General features: G+C 65.9%; 19 protein-coding genes and 1 tRNA gene. 13 read left to right on the forward strand and 7 right to left on the reverse strand.

Translation table 11 applies throughout. From position 1 onward, the window contains the following. The first annotated feature begins 28 nt into the window (after positions 1-28). From ACWW36_RS06900 to ACWW36_RS06910, 3 genes are read left to right on the forward strand one after another with little or no spacing between them, the layout of a single operon-like run. The gene (locus ACWW36_RS06900; RefSeq protein ID WP_456140836.1) at positions 29-550 is read left to right on the forward strand and encodes a 2-oxo-4-hydroxy-4-carboxy-5-ureidoimidazoline decarboxylase; all 522 of its coding nucleotides are present in this window, start codon (positions 29-31) and stop codon (positions 548-550) included. Between the two features lie 20 nt (positions 551-570). Continuing rightward, on the forward strand, positions 571-1,596 hold the full coding sequence (alc, locus tag ACWW36_RS06905; protein WP_456140837.1) for an allantoicase: 1,026 nt from the start codon (positions 571-573) through the stop codon (positions 1,594-1,596). 54 nt (positions 1,597-1,650) lie between these two features. Further along, positions 1,651-2,802: a serine hydrolase domain-containing protein gene (locus ACWW36_RS06910; protein WP_456140838.1), complete on the forward strand. Its 1,152-nt coding sequence runs from the start codon at positions 1,651-1,653 to the stop codon at positions 2,800-2,802. Positions 2,803-2,815: 13 nt separating this feature from the next. Here the strand turns inward: ACWW36_RS06910 and ACWW36_RS06915 are convergent, their stop codons facing one another. Further along, on the reverse strand, positions 2,816-3,811 hold the full coding sequence (locus ACWW36_RS06915) for a TerC family protein (protein ID WP_456140839.1): 996 nt from the start codon (positions 3,809-3,811) through the stop codon (positions 2,816-2,818). Between the two features lie 202 nt (positions 3,812-4,013). Between ACWW36_RS06915 and ACWW36_RS06920 the strand changes: the two genes are divergently transcribed. From ACWW36_RS06920 to ACWW36_RS06945, 6 genes are read left to right on the forward strand one after another with little or no spacing between them, the layout of a single operon-like run. After that, the gene (locus ACWW36_RS06920) at positions 4,014-4,643 is read left to right on the forward strand and encodes a DedA family protein (protein ID WP_456140840.1); all 630 of its coding nucleotides are present in this window, start codon (positions 4,014-4,016) and stop codon (positions 4,641-4,643) included. Positions 4,644-4,656: 13 nt separating this feature from the next. Then, on the forward strand, positions 4,657-8,562 hold the full coding sequence (locus ACWW36_RS06925; RefSeq protein WP_456140841.1) for a Pls/PosA family non-ribosomal peptide synthetase: 3,906 nt from the start codon (positions 4,657-4,659) through the stop codon (positions 8,560-8,562). Continuing rightward, positions 8,559-9,905 (forward strand): M1 family metallopeptidase, encoded by a 1,347-nt coding sequence (locus tag ACWW36_RS06930; RefSeq protein WP_456140842.1) that lies wholly within the window; start codon positions 8,559-8,561, stop codon positions 9,903-9,905. The genes ACWW36_RS06925 and ACWW36_RS06930 overlap by 4 nt, the downstream gene beginning before the upstream one ends. Beyond that, positions 9,902-11,146: a hypothetical protein gene (locus ACWW36_RS06935; protein WP_456140843.1), complete on the forward strand. Its 1,245-nt coding sequence runs from the start codon at positions 9,902-9,904 to the stop codon at positions 11,144-11,146. The genes ACWW36_RS06930 and ACWW36_RS06935 overlap by 4 nt, the downstream gene beginning before the upstream one ends. 24 nt (positions 11,147-11,170) lie before the next feature. Continuing rightward, positions 11,171-11,863 (forward strand): glycosyltransferase family 2 protein, encoded by a 693-nt coding sequence (locus ACWW36_RS06940; protein WP_456142394.1) that lies wholly within the window; start codon positions 11,171-11,173, stop codon positions 11,861-11,863. Next, entirely contained in the window at positions 11,860-12,201 is a 342-nt protein-coding gene (locus ACWW36_RS06945) for a DUF2304 domain-containing protein (protein WP_325337697.1), read from the forward strand. The genes ACWW36_RS06940 and ACWW36_RS06945 overlap by 4 nt, the downstream gene beginning before the upstream one ends. Here the strand turns inward: ACWW36_RS06945 and ACWW36_RS06950 are convergent. From ACWW36_RS06950 to ACWW36_RS06960, 3 genes are read right to left on the reverse strand one after another with little or no spacing between them, the layout of a single operon-like run. Beyond that, positions 12,198-12,782, reverse strand: a complete 585-nt coding sequence (locus ACWW36_RS06950; RefSeq protein WP_456140844.1) for a TetR/AcrR family transcriptional regulator — start codon at positions 12,780-12,782, stop codon at positions 12,198-12,200. The genes ACWW36_RS06945 and ACWW36_RS06950 overlap by 4 nt on opposite strands. A 1-nt stretch (position 12,783) precedes the next feature. Continuing rightward, a complete protein-coding gene (locus tag ACWW36_RS06955) occupies positions 12,784-14,565 on the reverse strand; it encodes an N-acyl-D-amino-acid deacylase family protein (RefSeq protein WP_456140845.1) in 1,782 nt (593 codons plus the stop codon). Between the two features lie 39 nt (positions 14,566-14,604). Beyond that, a complete protein-coding gene (locus tag ACWW36_RS06960) occupies positions 14,605-15,540 on the reverse strand; it encodes an NAD-dependent epimerase/dehydratase family protein (protein WP_456140846.1) in 936 nt (311 codons plus the stop codon). A gap of 44 nt (positions 15,541-15,584) precedes the next feature. Between ACWW36_RS06960 and ACWW36_RS06965 the strand changes: the two genes are divergently transcribed. The 3 genes from ACWW36_RS06965 (at position 15,585) to ACWW36_RS06975 (ending at position 20,541) form a co-directional block, all read left to right on the forward strand. Further along, entirely contained in the window at positions 15,585-17,348 is a 1,764-nt protein-coding gene (locus ACWW36_RS06965; RefSeq protein ID WP_456140847.1) for a hypothetical protein, read from the forward strand. Positions 17,349-17,404: 56 nt separating this feature from the next. Beyond that, the gene (locus ACWW36_RS06970) at positions 17,405-19,621 is read left to right on the forward strand and encodes a TPR repeat region-containing protein (protein ID WP_456140848.1); all 2,217 of its coding nucleotides are present in this window, start codon (positions 17,405-17,407) and stop codon (positions 19,619-19,621) included. Positions 19,622-19,734: 113 nt separating this feature from the next. Further along, positions 19,735-20,541 carry a hypothetical protein gene (locus ACWW36_RS06975; protein WP_456140849.1) on the forward strand — a complete coding sequence of 269 codons (807 nt, stop codon included), beginning with the start codon at positions 19,735-19,737 and terminating at the stop codon, positions 20,539-20,541. Positions 20,542-20,605: 64 nt separating this feature from the next. Here the strand turns inward: ACWW36_RS06975 and ACWW36_RS06980 are convergent. Together ACWW36_RS06980 and ACWW36_RS06985 are read right to left on the reverse strand one after the other, a co-directional pair. Then, positions 20,606-20,678 (reverse strand) — tRNA-Thr (locus tag ACWW36_RS06980). Between the two features lie 86 nt (positions 20,679-20,764). Continuing rightward, a complete protein-coding gene (locus tag ACWW36_RS06985) occupies positions 20,765-21,973 on the reverse strand; it encodes a DNA polymerase III subunit delta' (protein ID WP_456140850.1) in 1,209 nt (402 codons plus the stop codon). A gap of 82 nt (positions 21,974-22,055) precedes the next feature. On the opposite strand from ACWW36_RS06985, the gene ACWW36_RS06990 reads away from it, so the two are divergent. Then, a complete protein-coding gene (locus ACWW36_RS06990) occupies positions 22,056-23,663 on the forward strand; it encodes an adenylate/guanylate cyclase domain-containing protein (RefSeq protein WP_456140851.1) in 1,608 nt (535 codons plus the stop codon). Here the strand turns inward: ACWW36_RS06990 and topA are convergent. Beyond that, positions 23,660-26,446 (reverse strand): type I DNA topoisomerase, encoded by a 2,787-nt coding sequence (topA, locus tag ACWW36_RS06995; protein ID WP_456140852.1) that lies wholly within the window; start codon positions 26,444-26,446, stop codon positions 23,660-23,662. The genes ACWW36_RS06990 and topA overlap by 4 nt on opposite strands. Positions 26,447-26,527 lie beyond the last annotated feature (81 nt).

The raw sequence follows: 26,527 nt of genomic DNA on the forward strand, positions 1-26,527 counted from the left end.
CGTGGCTTGCGTTTCCGATGATTGCGGAGTGTTGCTGCACCAGGGAATCGGCCTCGAGGCGTTCAACGCGCTTCCGATGCGACGGGCCGTGCACGCGGTGTACGAGTGCTGCTACAGCGTGCCCCTGGCCGCCGATCTGGCCCGCGGCCGCCCCTACTTCAACCACAATGCGCTGTTCCGGCAGGCCGACACGCTGTTGTTCGGGCTCTCCGAGGATTCGATCGACTCGATCCTGCAGGCCTATCCCGACGTCGGCCGGCGGCCCGGCAGCGAGAAGTCGCAGGCCGAGCAGTGCGCGGTGTGGGATGAGCGCCCCGAGGTGATGGACCAGCTCGCGTTGGCGTCGAAGAAGTACCTGGAGCACTTCGGCTTCGGATTCGTGATGTACGTCAACGGCTATTGCGCCCAGGACGTGCTCGCGGCGATCACCGACCGGTTGCTCAACGACTATGAGACCGAACGCAAGGTGGTCCGCAACGAGCTGGCCCGGGTCAACCGCACCCGCCTCGAGCGCATGCTCGGACCCGAGGGCGGCTACGACAACTGGTGATCGGGCTTAGGCTCGGCTGAGTGAACAGCCCGACGGCGCACTCGCATTTCCTCTCTCTGCCCGATCTGGCGGCGCGCCCGGCGGGTGGCGCGGTGGTGTGGGCCAATGACGACGTGTTCGCCGAGAAGGAAAACCTGATCAAACCCGGTGCGCCCGAATACCGTCCGGCTACCTTCGGCCACAAGGGCCAGGTGTACGACGGTTGGGAGACGCGCCGCCGCCGCAATGCCGATGCCGATGCCGATGCATGCGACGCGGCGATCGTGCGGCTAGGAGTGCCGGGCATCGTGCGCGGTGTGGTGGTCGACACGGCGTGGTTCACCGGTAACTACCCGCCGCAGATCTCCGTCGAGGCGGCATTCGTGGAGGGCTATCCGTCGGTCGGGGAACTGGTCGACAAGACGCAGTGGACGACAATCGTCGAACGCAGCGCCGTCAACGGCGACACCCGAAACCCGTTCGCTGTAAACTCATCTCAGCGGTGGTCGCATGTGCGGTTGTCGATCTATCCCGACGGCGGTGTGGCGCGGTTACGCGTGCACGGCGAGGGAATGCTCGACCCGCGGTTCGCCGACCTTCCGTTGGATTTGGCCGCATTGGACAACGGTGGGCGAATCACCGCCTGCTCCAACATGTTCTACAGCTCCCCCAACAACCTGTTGCTCCCCGGAATCGCCCGGACAATGGGCGAAGGGTGGGAGACGTCGCGACGGCGGGACGCCGGAAACGACTGGGTGCAAGTGCATTTGGCGGGTGAGGGCCTTCTGTCCGCGGCCGAACTGGATACCTCGTTCTTCGTCGGCAATGCGCCAGCGTCCGCGCGGTTGAGCGGGCGCAACGGCGACGGCGAATGGTTCGAGCTGCTGCCGCGGACCGACCTGCAGCCCGATACGAGGCACCGCTTCCTGCTCGACGAACGCCGGCCGGTGACCGAGGCGCGCCTGGACATCTATCCCGATGGCGGCATGGCGCGGCTGCGGCTGTTCGGCAGGCTGACGCCAGAAGGGCTGCAACGGGTCAAGGACGCCTGGGAAGCCAGCGGCTAGCCTTCCTCCTCTGTTTCACCCATTGGCGTCCGCCTCGCAGCGCATGATGTCCCGATGAACGACGTCGTACACGGCCACTGGGACACCCGATTCGACAAGGTCGCCGAGGCCTTCGCGCAGGCGATCGCCGACGGCGAGGAGGTGGGCGCGGCCATCGCCATCGACATCGACGGCGAGTCCGTTGTCGACATGTGGGGCGGCCACGCCGACGCGGCGCGCACCACCGCGTGGGACGAAAACACCATCGTCAACGTCTGGTCCTCCACCAAGACGGTGACCGCACTGGCCGCGTTGATCCTGATCGACCGCGGCCTGCTCGATCCACACGCGCCGGTGGCCAACTACTGGCCCGAATTCGGCGCGAACGGCAAGCAGGAAATCGAGGTCCGCCATGTCTTGTCCCACACGTCCGGCGTATCAGGCTGGGACGCGCCCTTCACGTTCGACGACCTGTACGACTGGGACAAGGCGACGTCGCAACTCGCCAAGCAGGCCCCGTGGTGGCCGGCGGGCACCGCGTCGGGGTATCACATGCTCAACCTCGGCCACTTGGTCGGCGAAATGGTGCGGCGTGTCACCGGCACAACGCTGAAAGAGTTTGTGCGGCAAGAGATCGCCGAACCGCTCAACGCGGACATCCAGATCGGCGCGCACCCCGACGACGATGGCCGCATCGCCGAACTTCTTCCGCCACCGCCGCTGGAACTGCCGCTCGACCTCCTCACGCCGGACAGTCCGATGTTCAAGACGTTCAGTGCCCCAGTGACGGATGCAGACATGGCGGCGCTGGCCAACAGCACGCCATGGCGGCGTGCCGAAATCGGAGCGGCCAACGGGCATGGCAATGCGCGGTCGCTGGCCCGCGCGTTGTCGCCGATCTCGTTGGGCGGCAAGGCCAACGGCGTGCAGCTGCTCAGCCCTGCCACCATCGACCTGATCTTCGAAGAGCAGGCCAACGGCATCGACCTGGTGCTTGGCGCGCCACTGCGGTGGGGCATCGGGTTCGGGCTACCGCAGCGGGACACGTTCCCGTACTTGCCCGATGAGCGGATCTGCTTCTGGGGCGGCTTCGGCGGCTCGATGATCGTCGTGAATCCCGACCGGCACACCACGGTCGCCTACGTCATGAACAAGATGGGCGCCGGCCTGTTCGGCTCGGAGCGCACCAACCGTTACGCGAAGCTGATCTACGAAGCCCTCGACTAAGCGACGCACACGCTCAGTGCGAATCCAATGCTTCCTTCTGTTCGCGCCGCTCGTTCACCCGCGTCTTATACAGGCTCGCCGCCGTGGTGACGATCAGCGTCGCCACGATCACGCCGAGGGACAGCAGCGTCGGGATCTCCGGCACCGGCACGTGTTCACCGCCGTTGATGAACGGCAGCTCGTTCTCGTGCAAAGCGTGCAGGAACAGCTTCACGCCGATGAACGCCAAGATGATCGCGAGCCCCTGCGACAGGTACACCAGCCGCTTGAGCAGATCGCCGAGTAGGAAGTACAGCTGCCGCAAGCCCATCAACGCAAACACATTGGCGGTGAACACCAGATACGGCTGCTGGGTCAGACCGTAGATCGCCGGAATCGAGTCCAGCGCGAAGATCAGATCCGTGGTGCCGAGCGCCACGATGACAAGGAACAGGGGCGTCATCAGCCGCTTGCCGTTGTCCTTGATCCACAGCTTCATGCCGTCCCAGCGGTCCGTCAGCTTGAGGTGACTGCGGGCGAATCGAACGACGACGTTCTCGGCGTCGTCGTCGTGTTCGGTGTCGCGCGCGAGGCTGATCGCCGTGTAGACCAGGAATGCGCCGAAAATGTAGAACACCCAAGAGAATTGGTTGATCGCCACGGCGCCGAGCGCGATGAAGATGCCGCGGAAGACCAAGGCAAGGATGATGCCGATCAACAGCGCCTGCTGCTGATAGATCTTCGGCACTTTGAAGCTGGCCATGATGATCAAGAAGATGAACAGGTTGTCCACCGACAGGCTGTATTCGGTGAGCCAGCCTGCGAAGAACTCCAGCCCGTACTGCCCGCCGTGGAAGAACCACGTCCACAACCCGAACGCGATCGCCAGACCGATGTAAAAAGCCAGCGCCGTTCCAGTCTCACGCCGTGAGGGTTCGTGCGGCCGGCGCCCGATGACGACTACGTCGAACAGCAGCACGCCGATCGTCACGCTCAGCGTGATGATCCACTCGAGTTGGGTTACATGCATTAACAGGGCCTCCGGTCGTCATTCAACGCCGGAGGTCTCTTCCACCGCCCCGCAATGCGTGGCCGGTCCGCAGCACCGGTCGTCCGATGACGGACGGCGTGATGACGACACCGCGACGAAGGAATACTCCCCTCCGTCGCCCATTGTGCCAGGTGGCCGTGCCTGGCACGAATCGGGGCCGCCCGCCCTTACGGTTGTGCGCATGTCCGACACCCAGTTGCCCGGCGTCTTCGGAGACGTGCAACCGCTGCTCGAGCACTACGGCTACCTCGGGGTCGGGGGGATGCTGTTCCTCGAGGATTTCGGCGTGCCGGTGCCAGGAGAGATCCTGCTCATCGCGGCGGCGGTGTTCGCCGGCGCCGGCCAGATGAACATCGCGGTCGTGTTCTTGGTCGGGGTGGTCGCCGCCGTCATCGGCGACAACATCGGCTTTGCCGTCGGCCATTTCGGCGGGCGCCCGTTGGCCGAGCGGTTCGGGCGCTATGTGTTCTTGACCCCGGAGCGGCTGGACCGCGCTGAGGACTTCTTCAACCGGCAGGGCGGAAAGGTGGTCGCGATTGCCCGTTTCATCGACGGGCTGCGCCAGATCAACGGTCTGTTGGCCGGCATCGCCGGCATGCACTGGGCCAAATTCCTGGCGTACAACGCGCTGGGAGCGGTGCTGTGGGTGGGCACCTGGTGCGCGGTAGGGTTCCTGGCCGGGGAGCACATCGTCGAGATCTACGACCAGTTCGAGCGCTACAAGTGGTACGTCATCGGGGGCGTGGCGATCGTTGTTGCAATTGTGATCGCCCGCCGCGTGCGGCGCCGACGCGCCGCCCGAGCGGCTTAGTACGTTTGTACCCGTGTCAGGGGATTTTCTGTCGGCGGTGCCTGCCCAGTACCTGCTGTCGTCGAGTGCTCCCGAGGCGCGCACGCTCATCGACATCCTCTACGAGACCGGTGCCCGCCACCCTGATGCGCCCGCGCTGGACGACGGCGACGTGCAGCTCACCTATGCAGAGCTGATCTCCGACATCGAGGAGAGCGTCGAATGGCTGGCGGCACGCGGCATCGGCCGCGGCGACCGCATCGGCATCAGGATGCCGTCGGGCAGTTACGCGCTGTACGTGGCGATTCTCGCGACTCTGGCGACCGGCGCTGCGTACGTCCCTGTGGACGCCGACGACCCCGAGGAACGCGCCGAACTGGTGTTCACCGAAGCCGACGTGGTGGCGATCATCACCGAGCAGGGCCTCGTGCGCGCACCCGGCTCATCGCGCGGGTGGCGCGCCGCCGCACCGCTGGGCCGCGATGACGCGTGGATCATCTTCACCTCCGGCTCCACCGGAACCCCGAAGGGCGTCGCCGTCACCCATCGCAGCGCAGCGGCATTCGTCGACGCGGAAGCGCAGATGTTCTTGCAGGACAATCCGATTGGTCCAGGAGACCGAGTTCTGGCAGGCCTGTCCGTGGCATTCGACGCATCGTGCGAAGAGATGTGGCTGGCCTGGCGTCATGGGGCATGCCTGGTGCCCGCGCCGCGCTCGCTCGTGCGCAGCGGCATGGATCTCGGGCCGTGGCTGGTGTCGCGCGACATCACGGTGGTGTCGACGGTGCCGACGCTGGCGGCGCTGTGGCCTGCCGAGGCGCTGGAAGCGGTGCGGCTGTTGATCTTCGGCGGCGAGGCTTGCCCGCCGGAGCTCGCCGAACGGCTGGCAGTCGACGGCCGCGAGGTGTGGAACACCTACGGCCCCACCGAGGCGACGGTGGTCGCGTGCGCGGCCCGGCTCAGCGGCTCAGCGCCGGTGAGCATCGGACTCCCGCTGGCCGGCTGGGATCTCGCGGTGGTGGACGCCAAAGGCGTCCCCGTGGCTTCCGGCGAGGTCGGTGAACTGGTCATCGGCGGCGTCGGCTTGGCGCGCTACCTCGATCCGGACAAGGACGCCGAGAAGTACGCGCCGATGCCGACGCTGGGCTGGGCGCGTGCCTACCGCAGCGGCGATCTGGTGCGGCTCGAATCCGATGGGCTCTACTTCGTCGGCCGGGCCGACGACCAGGTCAAGGTCGGCGGCCGTCGCATCGAGCTCGGCGAAGTGGATTCAGCGCTGGTGCATCTGCCCGGCGTGAGCGGCGGCGCGGCGGCCGTGCGGCGAACCGCGAGCGGAACCCCGCTGCTGGTCGGGTATATCGCCAGCGCCGATCCGTCGTTCGACCTGGCCAAGGCCCGCGCGACACTCGCCGAGACCTTGCCAGCCGCGCTCGTGCCGCGGCTGGTGCTCGTCGACGAATTGCCGACCCGCACGTCCGGGAAGGTCGACCGCGACGCGTTGCCATGGCCGGCCGCGGGCGAAACAACCGACGAGGAACCTGAATTCGGCGGCACCATGGGATGGCTGGCCAAACTGTGGCGCGACGTGCTCGCCGCGCCGATCGACGGCCCAGAGGCTGACTTCCATGCGCTCGGCGGCGGATCGTTGTCCGCCGCACAGTTGGTTGCGGCCATCCGGCAGCGCTATCCCCAGGTGACCGTCGCCGACCTCTACGACCACCCCCGGCTCGGATCGCTGGCCGGTTACCTCGACGAACTCGACCCGCCACCCGCGGTGACACATCGCGTCGTCAAGCCAACGCCGCGGCTCACGCAGGCCGTCCAGCTGATGCTGTCGCTGCCGCTGGCGACACTGACCGGATTGCAGTGGGTGGTCTGGCTCGCGCTCGCCAACAACGTTGTCGCCCAACTGCATCCGATGCCCTGGCTGGTGGCGGTCAACTGGTGGTGGATCCTCGCCGGCTTCATTCTGTTCGTCACCCCGCTGGGTCGCATGTCCATCGCGGCGTTCGGCGCGCGAGTTCTCCTCGGCGGTCTTGAGCCAGGCACCTATCGCCGCGGCGGCCCAGTTCACCTGCGGGTGTGGATCGCCGAGCGCCTCGCCGACGCCAGCGGCGCCGAGAACCTGGCCGGCGCGCCGTGGCTGGTGTACTACGCACGCATGCTGGGTAACAAAGTCGGCAAGGGCGTCGACTTGCACTCGGCCCCACCCGTGACCGGCATGCTCACGCTCGGTCATCGCTGCTCCATCGAACCCGAGGTCGACCTGTCCGGACATTGGATCGACGGCGACCACTTCCACGTCGGCCGGATCACCGTCGGCAACGACGCCACCATCGGCGCGCGCACCACATTGCTGCCCGGTGCAGTCGTCGGCAAGAACGCCGACGTCGCGCCCGGTTCGGGTGTCGTCGGCAAGGTCAAGAACGGCCAGTACTGGAAGGGTTCACCGGCCGTGAAGTCCGGCAAGGCGCGTCATCCATGGCCTGATCATCGGCCGCCAAGCGCGCCGCTGTGGGTCGCGGTCTACGGCGCCACGTCGATACTGTTAGCCGGCTTGCCGCTCCTGGCACTGGGTGTTGGCCTGGCCGTAATCGGCTGGGGCGCACGCCATGCCGCCTCTCTCGCCGATGCGCTTGCGCCCGCCGCGGTGTGGACGCCCGTCGCGACACTGGCCGCGGTGATCACCTATGCGGTGTTGACAGTGATCGGTGTCCGGGTGCTGTCGTGGTGGTTACCGGAGGGCTATCACCCCGTTCGCAGCCGCGTCGGCTGGCAACTGTGGGCGACAGAGCGGCTGATGGATGCGGCCCGCAACTACTTGTTCCCGATTTACGCGAGCCTGCTGACACCGTGGTGGTTACGCGTGCTCGGCGCGAAAGTCGGTCGTGGCACCGAGATTTCGACGGCGCTGCTGATACCGAAGTTCACCGTCGTCGAGGACGGTGCGTTCCTGGCCGACGACACCATGGTCGCGTCCTATGAACTCGGTGGCGGCTGGATCCATGTCGCGAAGGCGACGATCGGCAAGCGCGCCTTCCTTGGCAATTCGGGTATCACGCAGCCAGGGCGGCGTGTTCCCGATGACGGGCTGGTCGCGGTTCTGTCCGCGACGCCTCACAAGGCCAAGGCCGGCTCATCCTGGTTGGGCAGCCCACCGGTTCGGCTGCGCCGCAAGCCGACCGCGGCCGACGCGCTGCGGACTTTCCATCCGTCTATGCGGCTGAAGTTCCTGCGTGCGTTGGTGGAAACCTGCCGGCTGGTCCCGATGATCGTCACGTTCGCGATCGGTGTGGCCGTGCTGTTCGCCTTGCAGTGGCTGGCGGTGCGATTCGGGTGGATATGGGCTGCGCTGGGCAGCGGCGTGGCGCTGCTGGGCGCCGGGGCGGTCGCGGGCACCATCGCGGTGATCGCGAAATGGCTTGTCGTGGGTCGTATTCGCGCGATCGAGCATCCGTTGTGGTCGCCGTTCGTCTGGCGTAACGAAGTATCCGATACGTTCGTCGAGACGGTTGCGGCGCCGTGGTTCGCACGTGCCGCCAGCGGCACGCCGGTGATGAACCTGTGGCTGAGGGCACTGGGTGCGTCGATCGGGCGCGGAGTTTGGTGCGAGACGTATTGGTTGCCCGAGGCGGACCTGGTCACGCTGGAGAAGGGCGCAACCGTCAACCGTGGCTGCGTTGTGCAGACCCATTTGTTCCATGACCGCATCATGCGGATGGATGCCGTTGTGCTGGAAGAGGGCTCGACGCTGGGCACGCATTGCGTCGCGCTGCCCGCCGCGAGGATCGGCGCTGGCGCCACCGTCGGCCCGGCCTCGCTCGTCATGCGCGGCGACGAGGTACCGCCGTCGACCCGGTGGCAGGGCAATCCGATCACGCCGTGGAACCTGTTCCGTAAGAAGCGAGCCGAATCCAAGCCAACGGAAACCGCCGCGTGACGAGGAGCAAGAAGGCCGCCAAGAAGTCCACCTCGCCGGTCATCGATCCGTACCTGCCGGCCAACGGCAACTTCGGCTACCGGGTGTCCCGCTACGAGCTCGACCTCGAATACAAGGTGGCGATCAACCGCCTGTCCGGCCAGGCCACGATCACGGCCGTGACCCTTGCGTCGCTACGGACCTTCACCCTGGACCTCTCGGATGCGCTGTCAGTGGCCAAGGTGGCGGTGAATGGCCGGCGTCCCGCGCAGTTCCGCTCCTCGCAGAACAAGCTGCACATCACGCTGCCGGAATCGTTGCCCGCCGGGGCGGCGATGACGATCGTGGTGCGCTATGGCGGCACGCCGCGGCCGAGCGACTCCTATTGGGGCGACGTCGGTTTCGAGGAGCTGTCCAACGGCGTGCTCGTCGCCGGACAGCCCAACGGCGCAGCATCGTGGTTTCCTTGCGACGACCATCCCAGCGCCAAGGCCAGCTTCCGCATTCAAATCAGCACGGAAAGCCCGTATTTCGCACTCGCGAACGGTGAGTTGTTGTCGCGTCGCGCCCGCGCGGGCATGACCACCTGGACGTACGAGCAGGCCGAGCCGACGTCGACGTATCTGGTGACGTTGCAGATCGGGATGTACGGCCGACAGCGAATGGCCAAGAACGGGGTGCAGATGCACGCCGTGCTGCCGGACCACCTGCGCGGCAACTTCGAGCGCGATTTCGGCCGTCAGCCGCAGATGATGAAGTTGTTCGTCAAGCTGTTCGGGCCGTACCCGCTGTCGAGTGGATACACGGTCGTCGTCACCGATGACGACCTGGAGATACCGCTTGAGGCGCAGGGTATTTCGATCTTCGGCGCCAACCACTGCGACGGCCAGCGCGGCGCAGAGCGGCTGATCGCCCACGAGCTGGCCCATCAGTGGTTCGGCAACTCGGTGACCGCCAAACGATGGCGCCATATCTGGCTGCACGAAGGTTTCGCCTGCTACGCCGAATGGTTGTGGTCCGAGCACTCCGGCGGGCGCAGCGCGGACGAATGGGCACGCCACTATCACCAGCGGCTGGTCGATTCGCCACAGGATCTGTTGCTGGCAGACCCCGGTCCGCGCGACATGTTCGACGACCGCGTGTACAAGCGCGGTGCACTGACGCTACACGTGTTGAGGCAACGCCTCGGCGACGAGAGTTTCTTTGCGCTGCTGCAGGATTGGACAGCGCGCTACCGGCATGGCACTGCTGTCACCGACGATTTCACCGGTTTGGCCGCGAACTATGCCCACGAGTCCCTGCGGCCCCTGTGGGATGCGTGGCTGTATTCGACCGACGTGCCAGAGCTGGAAACATCGTCGTGACCGATGCGCCGACGCCGACCGGCCCGATCACACGCGCCAGCGTGGCCCGGGTCGGCACGGCGACCGTGTTGTCCGCCTTGTGCGGATACGCGGTCCTCTACCTGGCCGCCCGCGACCTCGAGCCGGCGGGCTTTTCGGTGTTCGGCGTGTTCTGGGGCGCGTTCGGTCTGGTCACCGGAGCGGCATTCGGTCTGCTGCAGGAGGCCACCAGGGAGGTGCGCTCGACGCGCTACACCGAGGTCGTGGAGGGTCCGCGAACGCACCCGATGCGGGTGGCGGCGATGGTCGGTGTGGCCGCCGCGGCGGTGATCGCGGCGAGTTCGCCGTTGTGGTCCGGCCACGTGTTCGTTGAGCAGCAATGGTTGAGCGTGGCGCTGCTGTGCGTTGGCCTCGCCGGTTTCTGCCTGCACGCCACCCTGCTCGGCATGCTGGCCGGGGTGAACCAGTGGACCGGGTACGGGTCGTTGATGGTGACCGATGCCGTGATGCGGGTTGCCGTGGCGGCGGTGACGTTTGTCGTCAGCTGGGGGTTGGTCGGATACCTGTGGGCGACCGTCGCCGGGTCGATCGCGTGGCTGATCCTGCTGCTGGCATCCCCCGCGACGCGCGCCGCCGCTCGGCTGCTGACCCCTGGCGGCACGATGACGTTCCTGCGGGGAGCCGCGCACTCGATAGCCGCCGCCGGTGCCAGCGCCATCCTGGTGATGGGCTTTCCCGTGCTCCTCAAAGCGACCTCAGGTGATTTGGGCGCGGCGGGCGGCGTGGTGATCCTTGCGGTGACGCTCACGCGTGCGCCGCTGCTGGTGCCGCTGACCGCGATGCAGGGCAATTTGATCGCCCATTTCGTCGACCAGCGCACGGAACGGTTGAGGGCGCTGGTCGCGCCTGCGGCGGCGGTGGTGGCCTTGGGCCTGCTCGGCATCGCCCTGGCCTGGGCCGTGGGCCCGTGGCTGCTGCGGGAAGCGTTCGGCAGCGAGTATCTAGCGGACGGTGTCCTGCTGGCCTGGCTGACCGCGGGCGCGGTCGCGATCGCTCTGTTGACGCTGACAGGGGCTGCCGCGGTGGCGGCGGCGCTGCACCGCGCCTACTCGGTGGGGTGGGTCTCGGCGACTGTCGCGTCGGCGCTGTTGTTGCTGCTCCCGCTCGATTTGCAGACCCGTACGGTGGTCGCGCTGCTGTGCGGTCCGGTGGTGGGAATGGCGGTCCACCTGGGCGCGCTGGCGCGGATGCCTGCCTCCTGAGCGTGTAGTTTGTTCGGCATCGACATGCGCTACCACGATGTTTGGATCGTCATCCCCGCCTTCAACGAGGCGAGCGTAATCGGCGACGTCATCACCGACGTTCGCTCGGTTTTCGACCACGTCGTTTGTGTCGATGACGGCAGTCCCGACGACACCGGTGACCGAGCGCTGGAAGCGGGCGCTCATGTCGTGCGTCATCCGGTCAACCTCGGCCAGGGCGCGGCCATCCAGACCGGCGTCGAGTACGCCCGCAAGCAACCAGGCGCGGCCGTGTTCGCGACGTTCGACGCCGACGGTCAGCACCGGGTGAAAGACGTCGTCCGGATGATCGACCGGTTGTCGACCGAGGACGTCGACCTTGTGATCGGCACCCGATTCGCCGACCCCGGCGTCGTGAGCCACACGCCGTTCCTCAAGCGGGTGGTCTTGCGCACGGCTGCCGCGCTGAGCCGACGAAGCAGAAAGCTCGGGCTCACCGACGCACACAACGGCCTTCGTGTGTTCAACAAGAAAGTGGCCGACGCTTTGAACCTCACGATGAGCGGCATGAGCCACGCCGACGAGTTCATCTCGCTGGCGTACGAAAACCATTGGCGGGTAACCGAAGAGCCGGTCGAAATCCTCTACACGGACTACTCGATGTCGAAGGGACAGCCGCTCTTGAATGGCGTGAACATCCTCTTCGACGGCTGGTTGCGAGGAAGGATGTCCCGATGAACTGGATCCAGGCGCTCCTCATCGGTTCGGTGCTGGCGCTGCTGGTTTATCTGCTGCGCTCACGGCGCAGCGCCCGGTCCAAGGCCTGGGTGAAGGTGGGCTATGTGCTGTTCGTGATCGCGGGCATCTATGCGATCCTGCGGCCGAACGACACCACCGTCGTCGCGAATTGGGTTGGGGTGGACCGCGGTACCGACCTGATGCTGTATCTGCTGATCGTCGCGTTCGTGTTCACGACGCTGTCGGCGTACATGCGGTTCAAAGACCTCGAGCTCAAGTACGCGCGGCTGGCCCGCGCCGTCGCATTGCAGACCGCGCGGGTCCCCGAGGATCGTTAGCCTCCGCCGAGCAGCGCCGCGAGCACCTGGATTCTCTTGGCCTCGATCTCGGGCTGCGGCAGCACCGCGCGCACGAGGGCCGCGCCGTCGAAGGTGTTGGTGAGGATCGCGACCAGCGCGGCGAAGGTTTCCTCAGGGAATTGATCGGCCCCGGGTAGCGCCCTGGCGATGTCGTAGATGTGGGCCGCGTATTCGGTGAGGACGTGTTGCAAAGTGGTGCGCAGCTTTTCGTCGGTGCGTGCGGCGATCAACAGCTCGTACATCACGGTGTTGGTGGCGTTGCCGGTGACGTCGCGCAGGATGGTCAGCGCCGCCTCGAGGGCAGGCTTGTCGGCGGGAATCTCCGCGACTTGCTTGGTGAACAGGTCGAGCTGGCGACGCATGACCTCATGCGCGGTGGCGGCCATGAAGTCACCCATGGTCGGGAAGTGGCGGAACAGAGCGCCGTCGGACACCTGTGCGCGCTTGGCGATCACCGCTGCCGAGGCGCGCGCGTAGCCGACCTCGATGATCGTGTCGATGCTGGCGTCGAGCAGGCGCCCGATGGTCTCTTCCCGCCGTTGTTGTTGGGTTCGTGCCATGTCAGACAGCCGCTTTCGCCGGTTGACCGGTATGCGCGCGCAGGAAGTGACCTGCCTTGAGCGTCGTCCCGTATCCGTCGCAGAACTCACCGTGGCGATAGACGACGGTGCCGTTGACGCCGGTCGCGACAATGGCGGCGTCGTTGCGGTTCACCATCCGGCGCAGACCGCCGTAGAACGGCACCTCTTCCTCGTGGTAGGCGTTCACCGAATCGTCAAGGCCGGCAGGGTCGATGACGACGAAGTCGGCACGGTCGCCCTCGCGCAGAGTGCCCGCATCGAGTCCGAACCAGTCGGCGACCTCGGCGGTGAGCCGGTAGATCGCGCGTTCGGTCGTCAGGAACGGCTGCCCGGCGCGCTCGGCGTCACGTACACGCTTGAGCAGACGCACGGCGAAGTTGTAGAACGCCATGTTGCGCAGATGCGCGCCGGCATCGGAGAAGCCCATGTGAATGGACGACTCGGCGGCGAGCTTGTCGAGTTGCTTGGGCCGATGGTTGGCCACGATCGTCGTCCAGCGGACGTTGCGCTCACCGTTCTCGACGAGCACATCCAGGAACGCGTCCAGCGGATGCACCCCTCGCTCGTCGGCGATCTGCCCGAAGCTCTTGCCGATCAGTGTCTTGTCTGGGCAGTCGACGATGGTCGCGTCGTGAAAGTCGCGGTGCCACAACGTCGGTCCGAGTACGCGTTTGTCGAACTGGCGACGGAAGCGGGCCCGGTATTCCGGATCTTTGAGCAGCTCGTTGCGTTCGAGTTGATCGCGCAGATGCAGGGCGGCAGTGCCGGCGCCGAACTCCTCGAAGACGGGCAGATCGATGCCGTCGGAATACAGCTCGAATGGCACCGGGAGGTGCTGGAACCGTACGAAGGACCCGAGAAGCTTGTTGAGCAGTCGCGTTCCAGGGCCGAAGACCCGGGCCGCGCCGGGTGCCGACTTAGCGTCCGCCGAGACGAGCAGGCTCATCCGCACGCCGGGGCGCCGCCCGAACATGCGGCTGCTGGACAGGAAGAACAAGATCGCCGACAGGGCGTTCTTGACGTCGGGAGCGCTCTGCAGAATCCGGCGGCGCTTGCGCAGCGCGGCGATCAGCTTTCGGCGTTCGCGCCACGTCGCGAATGTGGATGGCAGTGCACGCGACCGGAACCGGTCGCCGTCTAGTTTGTCGATGGCCGCGTCCATTCCGGACATTCCGAGCAGCCCGGCGTCGAGGGCTTGCTCGAGCAGGTGTGCCATGCGGTCCAGCTCTGCATCGGTCGGCATGACGTCGTCTGTGGTGGCGCGCTCGAGGCCAAGCACGGCCGTTCGTAAGTCCGAATGTCCAAGCAGCGAACTGACATTCGGGCCAAGCGGCAGATCCTCCAGGGCGCCAACGTATTCGGCGGGCGTCGACCACGTTTTGTGGGCTTGAAGCGCGCCGAGCACATACTTACGCGGGACCGCCTCGACTCGGCTGAACAGATCGGCGGCGTCTTCGGAGCTGGCGTAGACCGTGGACAGTGAGCAGTTGCCCAGCAGCACGGTGGTGACGCCGTGGCGGACCGACTCGCGCAGCCCGGGGTCGAGCAGCACTTCGGCGTCGTAGTGGGTGTGTACGTCGATGAATCCGGGAACGATCCACTTTCCCGCCGCATCGATCACTTCCGAGCAGCCGGTCTCGTCCAATGGCTCGGCGGATACCGCGGCGACGCTGCCATTGCGTATGCCCAGCGTGCGGGTCTGTGGCGGCGCGCCGGTGCCGTCGAACCACAGGCCGTTGCGGACGATCACGTCGTAGGTCATGCCGCCCACCGTACTATAAAAAGTAAGTGCTTACAATCTTTATTGGGCGCGGAAGAAGTCAACCGTTCGGGCAACGCCGTCCTCGAGCTTCACGTGAGGGCGCCAGCCCAGGACCGATTCGGCCCGGCTGACATCGAGGCAAGACCGCCTGAGATCCCCTAGGCGGGGCGGGTGAAATTCTGGTTCGTCAGGGGCGCCGGCGGCCTTGGCGATCTCCGAGTGCAATTGGCGCGTCGAGGTTTCGGTTCCGGTGGCGATGTTGAAGCGTTGCCCATCGCCGGCGTCTCCGGAGGCCTTGACGAACGCGTCCACGACATCGTCGACGAAGACGTAGTCGCGGGTATCGGTGCCGTCGCCGAAGATCTTGGTGGGCTTGCCCGCCAGCAGCGCGCGGGAAAAGATCGCGACCACACCCGCCTCACCATGCGGATCCTGGCGCGGACCGTAGACGTTGCCGGGTGCGATGTGGGAGCACTGCAGGCCGTAGAGGTTGCGATACATGTTCAGGTACACCTCGCCCGCGACCTTGCTCGCCGCGTATGGCGACGACGGATCTATTGGGACGTCTTCACCGGTCGGGTAGGACGGCGGGGTGCCGTAGATCGAGCCGCCCGACGAGGTGTGGACGATCTTGCGGACGCCGGCACGGCGGGCCGCCTCGGCGAGGCGCACGGTGCCGACCACGTTGACAGTGGAATCGAACTGGGGGTCGTCGACGGAGAGCTTTACCGAGATCTGCGCGGCAAGGTGGAAGATCACCTCGGGTTTGGTGTCGGCGAGCAGTCCGATCAGATCGGCGCTGACGATGTCGGCCTTGGCGAATTCGAAGTCGGCGCTGCGCTCGGCCTCGACGATGTTCTCGCTGCGCCCCGAGCTGAGGTCATCGACGCCGACGACGCTGTGGCCGTCCGCAAGCAGGCGGTCTACCAGCGTTGATCCGATGAATCCCGCTGCTCCTGTCACCAGTGTGCGCATCGGCTCACCATACCGACGGTCTCTGTCCGTACTCTCGACGCGAGATGAACTGGGTCGCCCGCACCGCTGCCGCACTTGTCGCGGTCCAGCTGGTGGTCCGGGCGGTACTGGCGTTTCGCGGCTATTTCTATTGGGACGACCTGATCCTGACGGGTCGCGCGGGCACGCAGAGCCTGCTGTCGCCGGCGTATCTGTTCGACGACCACGACGGCCACGTGATGCCGGGCGCGTTCCTGGTGGCGGGCGGCATCACGCGGATAGCGCCGCTGAACTGGATCGGTCCGGCCGTCAGCCTCGTGGCGATGCAGCTGCTGGCGTCGTTGGCGTTGTTGCGTGCGCTGCACGTGATCCTCGGGTGGCGGCCGGTGTTGCTGGTGCCGTTGACGTTCGCCTTGTTCACGCCGCTCGGTGTGCCGGGGTTTGCGTGGTGGGCGGCGGCGCTGAATTCGTTGCCGATGCTGGCGGCCTTGGCCTGGGTGTGCGGCGACGCTGTGCTGTTGGTGCGCACGGGCAATCAGCGCTACGCGGTGACGGGACTGCTGGTGTACGTCGGCGGCTTGCTGTTCTTCGAAAAAGCCGCGGTCATACCGTTCGTGGCATTCACGATCGCGGCGCTGTATGCCCATGTCACCGGTTCGGGTTCAGTGCTGGGAGTGTGGCGGCGGGGTCTTCGGTTGTGGGTGGCGTCGCTGGCGGTGACGGCTGCGTGGGTCGGCGTGTATCTCGTCGTCGTCGACCAGAAGCGGTGGAGCTTCGATGTGGCGATGACGTGGGACTTGTTGAGCCGCTCGGTCACTCACGGCATCGTTCCGGGTCTGGTTGGGGGGCCGTGGGATTGGCAGCGATGGGCACCGGCCTCGCCGTGGGCCACGCCACCGGTGGTGGTGATGGCGCTGGGATGGGTCGCGTTGGCGGCGGTGGTCGCGGTGTCGGTTGTGCGCAAGGAGCGCATCGGCGCGGTGTGGCTGACAGCGGTCGGTTACGCGATCGCGTGCCAGATACCGATCTATCTGATGCGGTCGTCGCGATTTACCGCGCTGGAGTTGGCGCAAACGTTGCGGTATCTACCGGATCTGGTCGTGGTGTTGGCGCTACTGGCGGCGGTGGGGTTGTGCGCGCCGAACCGTGCAGGGGCCGCGTGGCTGGACGGGTCGCGGCGCCGGACGCTCGTAATAGCCTGCTGCATAGTCGTTTTCGTGGCAAGCAGCCTGTACTCGACGGCGACGTTCCTGAGGAGTTGGCGCGACAACCCGGCGCAACCGTATCTGCAGAATGCGCAGGCAGGTTTGGCCGCAGCGCGCGCCGCGTCCGATGCGCCGATGTTGGACCAGGAGGTCGACCCGCTGGTGCTGCAGCGGGTGGCGTCGCCGGAGAACCTGGCGAGCCATATGTTCGCGTTGCTGACTGACCGTCCGGAGTTCGCCTCGGCGACAACTCAATTGCGCATGCTGGACGTGAGCGGGCGGCTGGTGGATGCGAAGGTGACGTGGGTGCGGACGATTGTTCCTGGGCCGTCGCCGCAGTGTGGTTATCTCGTCCAGCCGGACTTCCCGGTGAGGATGCCGTTGGATGGCCCTCTGCTGCCGTCGGATTGGACGGTGGAGATCAATTACCTGGCCAACAGTGACGGCTCGATGACGATGTCGCTGTCGGAAGGCAAAGAGGTGAAGGTGCCGGTGAAGCCTGGGCTCAATCGGGTCTTTGTACGGCTGCCGGGCGCGGGTGACGCGATCAACGTGCGGGCGAACACGGCAGCGCTGTCGGTGTGCATCGCGTCGGGGCCGGTCGGATTTGTGGCGCCGAGGTAGTTGGAGCCGGGAGATAATGAGCAAATGATTCTGCGGCGGGCTGATGGGGTGCGCGGGTGAGCGTGGTCGATGGGTTCTTGACGACGTGGTCGAATGCGCGGCAGACGTTCGGTGAAGGCAGTCCGCAGACGGGCGACCAATACGACAAGAGCGCGACGTTCACCCAGCTGCAGTCGACGGTGCAGACGGCGGCGCCGGGGTCGAAATGGAGCGGTGGCGCAGCAAACGCCTACGACGCGGTCAACACGCAGCATGGTCAGGTCTTGGGCAAGCTTGCTGGGCTCGATCAGCGACTGGCGGCCGAAGTCGACAACTCCGCGCAAGTCGTCAGTGCGGGACGTCAGAACCTGGACTCACTAAAGCAATGGTTCGTCGACGCCGTAAACAGTGTGCCGCCGGGCAAGAATGCCGACCAGGTGAAGATGCAGATCGCCCAGAAGGGGCTGACGCAACTTCAAGAGATCATCAAACAGTCCAATGGCCAGTCCAACGAGATAGGCAACCGCGTCCGCAACATCGGCGACGAGTATCAAGCACTCAAGGAGAAACTCTTCAAACAGGGCGGCGGCAAAGGCGACAAGGACGGCCCACAATCCGCTACCGGAGACCAGCAGATGGGTCCCGTCCCGCCGGAGCAGCAGGCCAAAGAGGACGTTGAGAAGACCCTCAAGACGGGTGACAAAGAGGCTGCCGGGCGCGTTGACAAGGTGCTGAGCTCAATCCAGCCCTACCACGAGCTGAGCGCCGAGCAGGCGGCCTATCTCAACGAGATGCAGAAGCAGCAACACGGTATGAGCGTCGCGGACCTCAAGGCCGCCGAAGGTCGTCTGGACGCGAGCCAGAAGCACCTCATCGGCGATTCGTGGCAGCTGATGAGCAACGACGACGTCCCGAGGGAAGCCGGCCCATGGGACGACAAGAGGGAGACCAAGGGCGGCTTCGACCGATTGCCGCCGAGCGTTCAGGAGGCGGTCAAGGGGCACGGGGCCATTGGTCTTCCCGAGTTGAACGACGTCTCGGCGATCGTCAAGGACGGCAACCCTGCGCTTCAACAAGGCACCGAACTCGATCGCGAGTTGATCCGCCGGGCGGACCGGATTATGGATACCGACGTGTTCACCAAGGGCAGCGTGTTTGCGCCGGGCGAGAAGTTCGGCGAGGTCGACGACGCCGTGACCAACATCTTCGACTCCGCGGGTCGCGACCATCAGATCGTGCACGACCAGATCACTGGCAACCACGGTGACGACGGCCGGGACTTCATGCGCGACATCGCCACCCACGAGTGGAAGGACGACGGGAAGTCGGCCGGCGCCTTGTTCGACTGGACCGCCAATTCGACAGGCCCGGAAGGCCAGATCGCCGCTGAGACCGCCAACACTTACGCCAAGTTCCTCGGCGAGGAAAGCGATCAGTTGTTGGCGATCAACGGGCACACGCAGATCGGTGACATGAACCCCGAACTCGTCAAGGCGTACTCACACGGACTGCTGCCGTATCAGGAAGAGCTGTTCACCGACCAGCCGCGTCACGACACGCCTTTCAAGGGCTTCGACGATCCATACGGAGACATGACAAAAACGAAAGGCCTTTTCGCCGTCATCGATTCTCAGCACGATGCCGCCAAAGAATGGAACCAGTTGGCGTACCGGAACGCCATGGAATACCAGCAGTCCTTCGCCGAGTATGCGAAGGACCATCCCACCCTGACGGCGGGCGACGGTCGAGTAGACGACCTCGAGGTGTCGGCACGGGTGCTGGGTGTCATCGACGGAGGTATCAACCAAGAGACCCTTTCGAACATCAACAACGCCCACTTGGCCAATCAGGACGCGGCGAACGCCGCGAAAGACGCGTACGAGTTCAAGAAGGACATCATCCGTAGCGTGTTCTCGTACGGACCCGGTGGTGACCTGGTGACCAACACGTTGGCCGACCAACTCGCGGGCGATCCGCCGAAGGTCGAGGACATCGTCACAAAGGACGGCAAGGTCACCGACGTCGGCCTCAGTACCACGCAGCAGAGTGCCGGACACCAGATCATCCAGGCCCAGTACACCATCGCGTCTCAGTTCGTGGACCCCAGCAATTCGCATATCGATGCCCGATTCTTCGAGAACGGGAAGTTGCTCCCGCCGGCCAGGATCGACCCATCCGACCTGAGTATCTACAGCAATCAAGTGGGAGCCGCTTTGGTCGACAGGCCATACGTCGCTGACAGGTTGGGAGCTTTTCGCGACGCGCTTCAACGGATCGGCGGATACCACCAGTGACGTTCCGTCTTGCACTGGTCGTGTCCGCGGTTCTAGCGCTCCTGACGGGCTGCACATCGCATCACGAGCCCGAATTGCCGCCGGCTTCTGACACTGAAGCTATAGCCGGGCGCGTGAAAGGTTCCGACGGACAAGGTTTTCTGCGCGAGATCACCACCGCGAGTTGGAATGACGACGGGCGACGCGCGGCCGAACTGTTCGCGTGGATTCCGCGCGACGCGACGTCGACCGATCAGGCTTCCGCCGTACGGGCGGGACAAGCCGCGCATGCGATCGCATCGTTCCTCGCCGACGGTCGCGAGGCAATCAAAGATGCTCCGGCCAATCCGGCATTGTGGCAGTCGTTCTCTCACAGTCTGATTCCCTATCTCGGCGCGATGGTCGGCGACGGCAGCGGTACAGCCGGATTCGCACCGCTGGATGGCCTGAATAGCGCCATGCCCAAGACGGTTTCGCTGTTCGCCGCCGTCGCGAAAGACCCCCCTGCCAGTCAGGAATTCATCGCAGCCGCCGCGGCGCGCGCACATACCTACGAAGGCGAATTCGCGAAAACGGCGTTGGCTCAGCCATTTGCCGCCGATGTGGGCGAGGCACAGCAGGAACTACAACGAGCGGCACGTTTGCGCGCCGTAGTCGATGCCAGCACACGCGTGATCAATCCCAAAGCGGACATCCCATGGGCACGCAGAATGACTGAGGTGGCCTACCGGGTGGCTTCGCTGACGGCCCGTCCGGGTGATCCGCATATCAACGGTGAGTTCTTCATGGACGGACGACTGATGCCCCCGAACCAGATCGCACCGGCGGACTGGAGCATTTACGACGTTCAGCTGTCCGCGTATCTGACCGACGCCGGCCGCGTCAATGCAGCAATCAGGCAATTCGGACACACTTACGATGAGATCGTCAAGGGTCAGTGACGGGCTGCCGCGCCATCCGCCACTCGGCGCATACGCGATCTCCGGCCAACCTGAGCCAAACCTGAGCCACCTAGGAGAATCGAACTCCTGACCTGCTCATTACGAGTGAGCCGCTCTACCGACTGAGCTAAGGTGGCGTGCCCCGCGGCGCGTGATGCTCTTCGCGTGAGCGCTCATCGCCAGGGCGGGACGAGTCTACGGCAGCCCCCGCCGACCGCCCAAGTCAGTCGCGCAGCGCCTGCCCCACGGTGGCGACCATCGCATCCACCGCGAACTTGGGCTTCACGTTGACCGCCAGCGCCTCACGGCACTCCAGCACCGCCTCGATGCAGCGCAACAACTTCTCCGGCGACGCGTGCGCCGCCATCGCCGCCACACGATCAGCCATATCGGGATGATTCGCCTGGACTACGGAGGCACCCGACGACACCAACAACGCATCCCGGAAATACGTCGCCAAGTCGATCAGCGCCCGGTCCAACGCATCCCGCGACGCCCGCGTCTGACGCGACTTCTGCCGTCGCTCAAGGTCTTTGATGGCTCCCGTCGCTCCACGCAAGGTGCCCGCGATGCCCTTACCCGTACCGCCCGCGCCCAGCGCCGTGCGCAACTCCTCCGTCTCGGCTTCGTTGCGATCCTCCGTCAGCGCCCGCGCCTCTGCTTCCGCCGTCGCCACCAATTCCTCGGCGGCGGCGTACGCGCGCGACGGCGTGGCCGCATCTCGTGCCAACCCGAGCGCCCGCTGCCGTCGCTCCCGCGCCTCTCCGTCGACCGCCAGCCGCCGCGCCCGCCCGACGTGGCCACCGCTGACCGACGCCGCCCAGCGGGCCTCGTCCTCCGACAATCCATCGGTATCGATGAGCACCTGTGCGATCGCATCGACCGGGGGCGTCACCAGCGCCACGTGCCGACACCGCGAGCGCAGCGTGATCGCGATGTCCTCCGGGTCCACCGACGGCGCGCACAGCAGAAACACCGTCGACGGCGGCGGCTCCTCCACCACCTTGAGCAGCGCGTTTGCGGCGCCCTCTGTCAGCCGATCGGCGTCCTCGATCAGCACGATCTGCCATCGACCCGTTCCCGGCCGCCGCGATGCGATCTGCACGATGCCACGCATATCGTCGACACCGATCGACAGACCCTCGGGAATGATCCGCCGGACGTCGGCGTGGGTGCCCGCCATCGTCGTGGTGCACGCGCGGCATTCGCCGCACCCGGGCACTCCGTCGGACGTGCACTGCAACGCCGCGGCGAAACACAACGCCGCGATCGATCGCCCCGACCCGGGCGGACCCGTGATGAGCCAAGCATGTGTCATGGTCCCCGAAGCGACCGCGCTGTGAGCCGAATCACCCCGCGCAGCCTGCGCCGCAGCAACTAATTCTGCTTCCACAGCGTCTTGACCTACAAGTCGCGAAAAAACGCCCGCCATCGGAGATAACAGTAGTGCTGCGAACTGACACGTCCGTCCCACAGCGCCCTTTTCCGTCCCCTCGGACCGATACGGTTGATCTGTGACCACGGAAGCCCTCCCGATCCGGCGAATCAGCGCATTCGTCCGGTGGGTGGCTCGCACGCCGTGGCCAGTGTTCACGCTGGGCATGTTGCAGGCCGACATCATCGGTGCGCTGCTGGTGCTCGGGTTCCTGCGGTTCGGGTTGCCACCCGAGGACCGAATTCAGCTGCAGGACCTGCCGCCCTTCAACCTGGCGATCTTTCTCGGCTATCTGTTCGTCTCGTTCACCGTCGCCTCATATGTGAGCCTGCGCCTGCTCATCCCTGTGATGCGCTGGCAGCGCCGCGACACCTTGCTCGGCGACCGGGACCCTGCCGCCACCGAAATGGCCCGCGCCCGGGCGTTGAAGATGCCCTTCTACCGCTCGCTGATCAACGTGACGAACTGGCTGTTGGGCTCGGTCGTATTCATCGTCGCCAGTTGGCCGGTGGCCAGCAAGTCGGCGCCGGTGGTCGCCGTCGCGACCGGACTGGGCGCCACGGCCACGGCCATCATCGGCTACCTGCAGTCCGAACGCGTGCTGCGTCCGGTCGCCGTGGCAGCGCTGCGGGGCGGCGTGCCGGAGAACTTCCACGCGCCCGGCGTCATCCTGCGCCAGGTGCTGACGTGGGTGCTGTCCACCGGCGTTCCAGTGCTCGCCATCGTGCTCGCCTTGGTGGCCAGCAAGGTCGAAATTCTCACCGCGTCCGCCGACCGGCTCATCATGCCGATCCTGCTGCTGGCAATCGCCGCTCTGGTGATCGGGCTTGCCGGCACGGTGCTGGTGGCGATGTCGATCGCCGACCCGCTGCGCCAATTGCGCTGGGCCCTGGGCGAAGTGCAGCGCGGCAACTACAACGCGCATATGCAGATCTACGACGCCAGCGAATTGGGTTTGCTGCAGGCCGGATTCAATGACATGGTGCGCGATCTCGCCGAGCGGCAACGGCTACGTGATCTGTTCGGCCGCTACGTCGGTGAGGACGTCGCGCGCCGCGCGCTCGAGCGCGGAACCGAGCTTGGCGGCCAAGAGCGCGACGTCGCAGTGCTTTTCGTCGACCTCGTGGGCTCGACACATCTGGCGTCGACCCGACCGGCCTCCGAGGTCGTCAGCCTGCTCAACGAGTTCTTCCGCGTGGTCGTCGACACCGTCAACCGCCACGGCGGCTTCGTCAACAAGTTCCAGGGCGACGCGGCGTTGTGCATCTTCGGCGCGCCGATCGAGCATCCCGATGCCTGCGGCGCCGCACTGGCCGCCTCCCGCGAACTGCACGACGAGCTCATCCAGGTGCTCGGCGAAACCGAATTCGGCATCGGGGTGTCGGCGGGCCGCGCGATCGCCGGCCACATCGGCGCTCAGGCCCGCTTCGAGTACACCGTGATCGGCGACCCCGTCAACGAGGCCGCCCGGCTCACCGAGCTCGCGAAGCTGGAGGAAGGCCACGTGCTCGCGTCGGCGATCGCGGTCAGCGGGGCGCTCGACGCCGAGGCGCTGTGCTGGGACGTCGGCGAAATCGTCGAGCTGCGCGGTCGCACGGCACCCACCCAGCTGGCCCGGCCGCTGAATCTGGTGTCCCCAGAGGAGGCCGGCATTGCGCGCGACATCTCGAGCGACGTCCCCGGCTAGCTCTTTTTCGCGGCCTTCTTCGTCGCCTTCTTGGCGGCCTTCTTCGTGCGCTTGACCGGACCCCGCGCGCGACGGTCTGCCAGCAGCTCGGCGGCGCGCTCGTCGGTGATCGACAGCACATCGTCGCCCTTGCGCAGGCTCGCGTTGGTCTCGCCGTCGGTGACATACGGCCCGAACCGGCCGTCCTTGATCACCATCGGCTTGCCGGTCGCCGGGTCGTTGCCCAATTCGCGCAACGGCGGAGCCGACGCGCGTTGTCCGGCACGACGTTTGGGCTCCGAATAGATCTTCAGCGCCTCGTCGAGCGTGATGTCGAACATCTGCTCTTCAGTGGCCAACGAACGAGAGTCGGTGCCGCGCTTCAGGTATGGACCGTAACGGCCGTTCTGCGCGGTGATCTCCTCATTCGTGTTGGGATCGACGCCGACAACACGCGGCAGCGACAGCAGCCGCAGCGCGTCCTCGAGGGTGACGCTCTCCAGATCCATCGTCCGAAGCAGCGAACCGGTCCGCGGCTTCGGGCCGGTCGGCTTCTTGCCCTTCTTGGCCGCCGCGCCGTCCTCAGGTTCGTCGGTCTCCGGCAACACCTCGGTGACGTATGGCCCGTAACGGCCGTCCTTGGCGACGATCTCGTGACCCGTCTCGGGATCGACGCCCAGCGAGCGGCCCTCTTGCGGTGTGGAGAACAGCTTTTCGGCCAGCTCAAGTGTCAGCTCGTCGGGCGTCAGCGAATCGTTGAGGTTGGCCCGCTGCGGCTTGAGCTCCCCTGGCTCACTGTCGTCACCGGTGACCATGCGCTCCAAGTACGGGCCGTTCTTGCCCACCCGAACATAGATCGGTCGGCCCTGCTCGTCGTCAAAGAGCTTGATGGAGTTGACTTCTCGGGCGTCGATCCCCTCGAGGTTCACGCCGACGAGTTTCTTCAGCCCACCCGAACGCGCAATCGATTCGGGCACACCGTGTTCGCCGCCGAAGTAGAAGTTCGTCAGCCACGTAGTGCGCTGCTCATTGCCAGAGGCGATCGCGTCGAGCTCGTCTTCCATCGCCGCGGTGAAGCCGTAGTCCACCAGGCGACCAAAGTGCTGCTCCAGCAAGCCCGTAACGGCGAACGCCACCCATGAGGGCACCAGCGCGCTGCCCTTCTTGTGGACATAGCCGCGGTCCTGAATGGTCTTGATGATCGACGAATACGTCGACGGCCGGCCGATGCCCAGGTCTTCCAGCGCCTTGATCAACGACGCCTCGGTGTAGCGCGCCGGCGGCGAGGTGGTGTGCCCGTCGGCGGTCAGCTCCTTGGCGTCGACGCGCTGGCCCTGTTCGAGCTGCGGCAGCCGGCTCTCGGCGTCGTCGGCCTCACCGCCGGCCTGCTCGTCGATGCTCTCGACGTACGCCTTCAGGAAGCCGGCGAACGTGATGGTGCGGCCGCTCGCGCTGAACACGACCTCGCGACCGTCGGCAGCCGAGCCCGCGATTCGCAGCGACAGGGTCGTGCCACGGGCATCCGCCATCTGCGAGGCGACGGTGCGCTGCCAGATCAGCTCGTAAAGACGGAACTCGTCGTTGTCGAGCTGGCTGTGCAGCTGACCCGGCGTGGAGAACACGTCGCCCGCCGGCCGGATCGCCTCGTGCGCCTCCTGCGCGTTCTTGACCTTGCGGGTGTACTGCCGCGGCGTCGGGTGCAGGTACTCCTCGCCGTACAGCTGGCGCGCCTGGTTGCGCGCGGCATTGATGGCCGACTGCGACAAAGTCGTCGAGTCGGTACGCATATAAGTGATGTAGCCGTTCTCGTAGAGCCGCTGCGCGATGCTCATCGTGCGCTCCGACGAGAACCTCAGCTTGCGGCCCGCCTCCTGCTGCAGCGTCGAGGTCATGAACGGGGCGTACGGCCGCCGCGTGTAGGGCTTCTGTTCGACGGACGACACCGCCAACGACGCGCCGCGCAGCCCGTTGGCCAGTGCAGAGGCGGCGGCCTCGTCGAGCACCAGCACCTCGTCGGGCTTGCGGACCGCGCCGAGAGAGTCGAAGTCGCGCCCGGTGGCCACCCGGCGACCGTCGACCGAGTTCAGCTTGGCCGTGAAGGTGGGTGGGGAAGCCTCGGGGTTGGAGACGCTGGCGTCCAACTCTGCCGTGACGTCCCAGTAGCCGGCGCTGCGGAACGCCATCCGCTCGCGTTCACGCTGGACGATGATGCGGGTCGCCACCGACTGCACGCGCCCGGCCGACAGCTTCGGCGCGACCTTCTTCCACAGCACGGGGCTGACCTCGTAGCCGTAGAGCCGGTCCAGGATGCGGCGGGTCTCCTGCGCATCGACGAGGTCGTTGTCCAGGTCGCGCGGGTCTTCGGCGGCGGCCCGGATGGCCGGTTCGGTGATCTCGTGGAACACCATCCGCTTGACAGGGATGCGGGGTTTGAGCGTCTCCAGCAGATGCCACGCGATGGCCTCGCCCTCGCGGTCGCCGTCGGTGGCCAGATAGAGCTCGTCGACGTCCTTCAATAGATCCTTGAGCTCGGCGACGGTGCTCTTCTTATCGGGGCTGATGATGTAGAGCGGCTCGAAGTTGTGCTCGACGTTCACCCCGAGGCGTGCCCACGGCTCGGACTTGTACTTGGCGGGTACGTCGGCAGCGTTGCGGGGCAGGTCGCGGATGTGGCCACGCGACGATTCGACGATGTAGTTGGAGCCCAGGTAGCTAGCTATTTTGCGTGCCTTAGTAGGCGACTCGACAATGACGAGCCGCCGCACGCTTCCGTTGCGCCCGCTGCTGCGGTCCCCGTCAGCCACCTGTGCCTACGCTCCACTTCTCCTGTTGCCACCGACCGCCGGATGTATGCCTCGATAGCAATTCCGGGCCCGCTGGCAACT

It is taken from the genome of Mycobacterium sp. MMS18-G62 (assembly GCF_053877835.1).

What these genes read in the sequence shown, in the direction of transcription:
- ACWW36_RS06945 (WP_325337697.1), top strand. Translation starts at nt 11,860, where the DNA reads ATGAACTGGATCCAGGCGCTCCTCATCGGTTCGGTGCTGGCGCTGCTG.
- ACWW36_RS06965 (WP_456140847.1), top strand. Translation starts at nt 15,585, where the DNA reads ATGAACTGGGTCGCCCGCACCGCTGCCGCACTTGTCGCGGTCCAGCTG.
- ACWW36_RS06915 (WP_456140839.1), bottom strand. Translation starts at nt 3,811, where the DNA reads ATGCATGTAACCCAACTCGAGTGGATCATCACGCTGAGCGTGACGATC.
- ACWW36_RS06940 (WP_456142394.1), top strand. Translation starts at nt 11,171, where the DNA reads ATGCGCTACCACGATGTTTGGATCGTCATCCCCGCCTTCAACGAGGCG.
- ACWW36_RS06985 (WP_456140850.1), bottom strand. Translation starts at nt 21,973, where the DNA reads ATGGCGGGCGTTTTTTCGCGACTTGTAGGTCAAGACGCTGTGGAAGCA.
- ACWW36_RS06955 (WP_456140845.1), bottom strand. Translation starts at nt 14,565, where the DNA reads ATGACCTACGACGTGATCGTCCGCAACGGCCTGTGGTTCGACGGCACC.
- ACWW36_RS06920 (WP_456140840.1), top strand. Translation starts at nt 4,014, where the DNA reads ATGTCCGACACCCAGTTGCCCGGCGTCTTCGGAGACGTGCAACCGCTG.
- ACWW36_RS06950 (WP_456140844.1), bottom strand. Translation starts at nt 12,782, where the DNA reads ATGGCACGAACCCAACAACAACGGCGGGAAGAGACCATCGGGCGCCTG.
- ACWW36_RS06960 (WP_456140846.1), bottom strand. Translation starts at nt 15,540, where the DNA reads ATGCGCACACTGGTGACAGGAGCAGCGGGATTCATCGGATCAACGCTG.
- ACWW36_RS06910 (WP_456140838.1), top strand. Translation starts at nt 1,651, where the DNA reads ATGAACGACGTCGTACACGGCCACTGGGACACCCGATTCGACAAGGTC.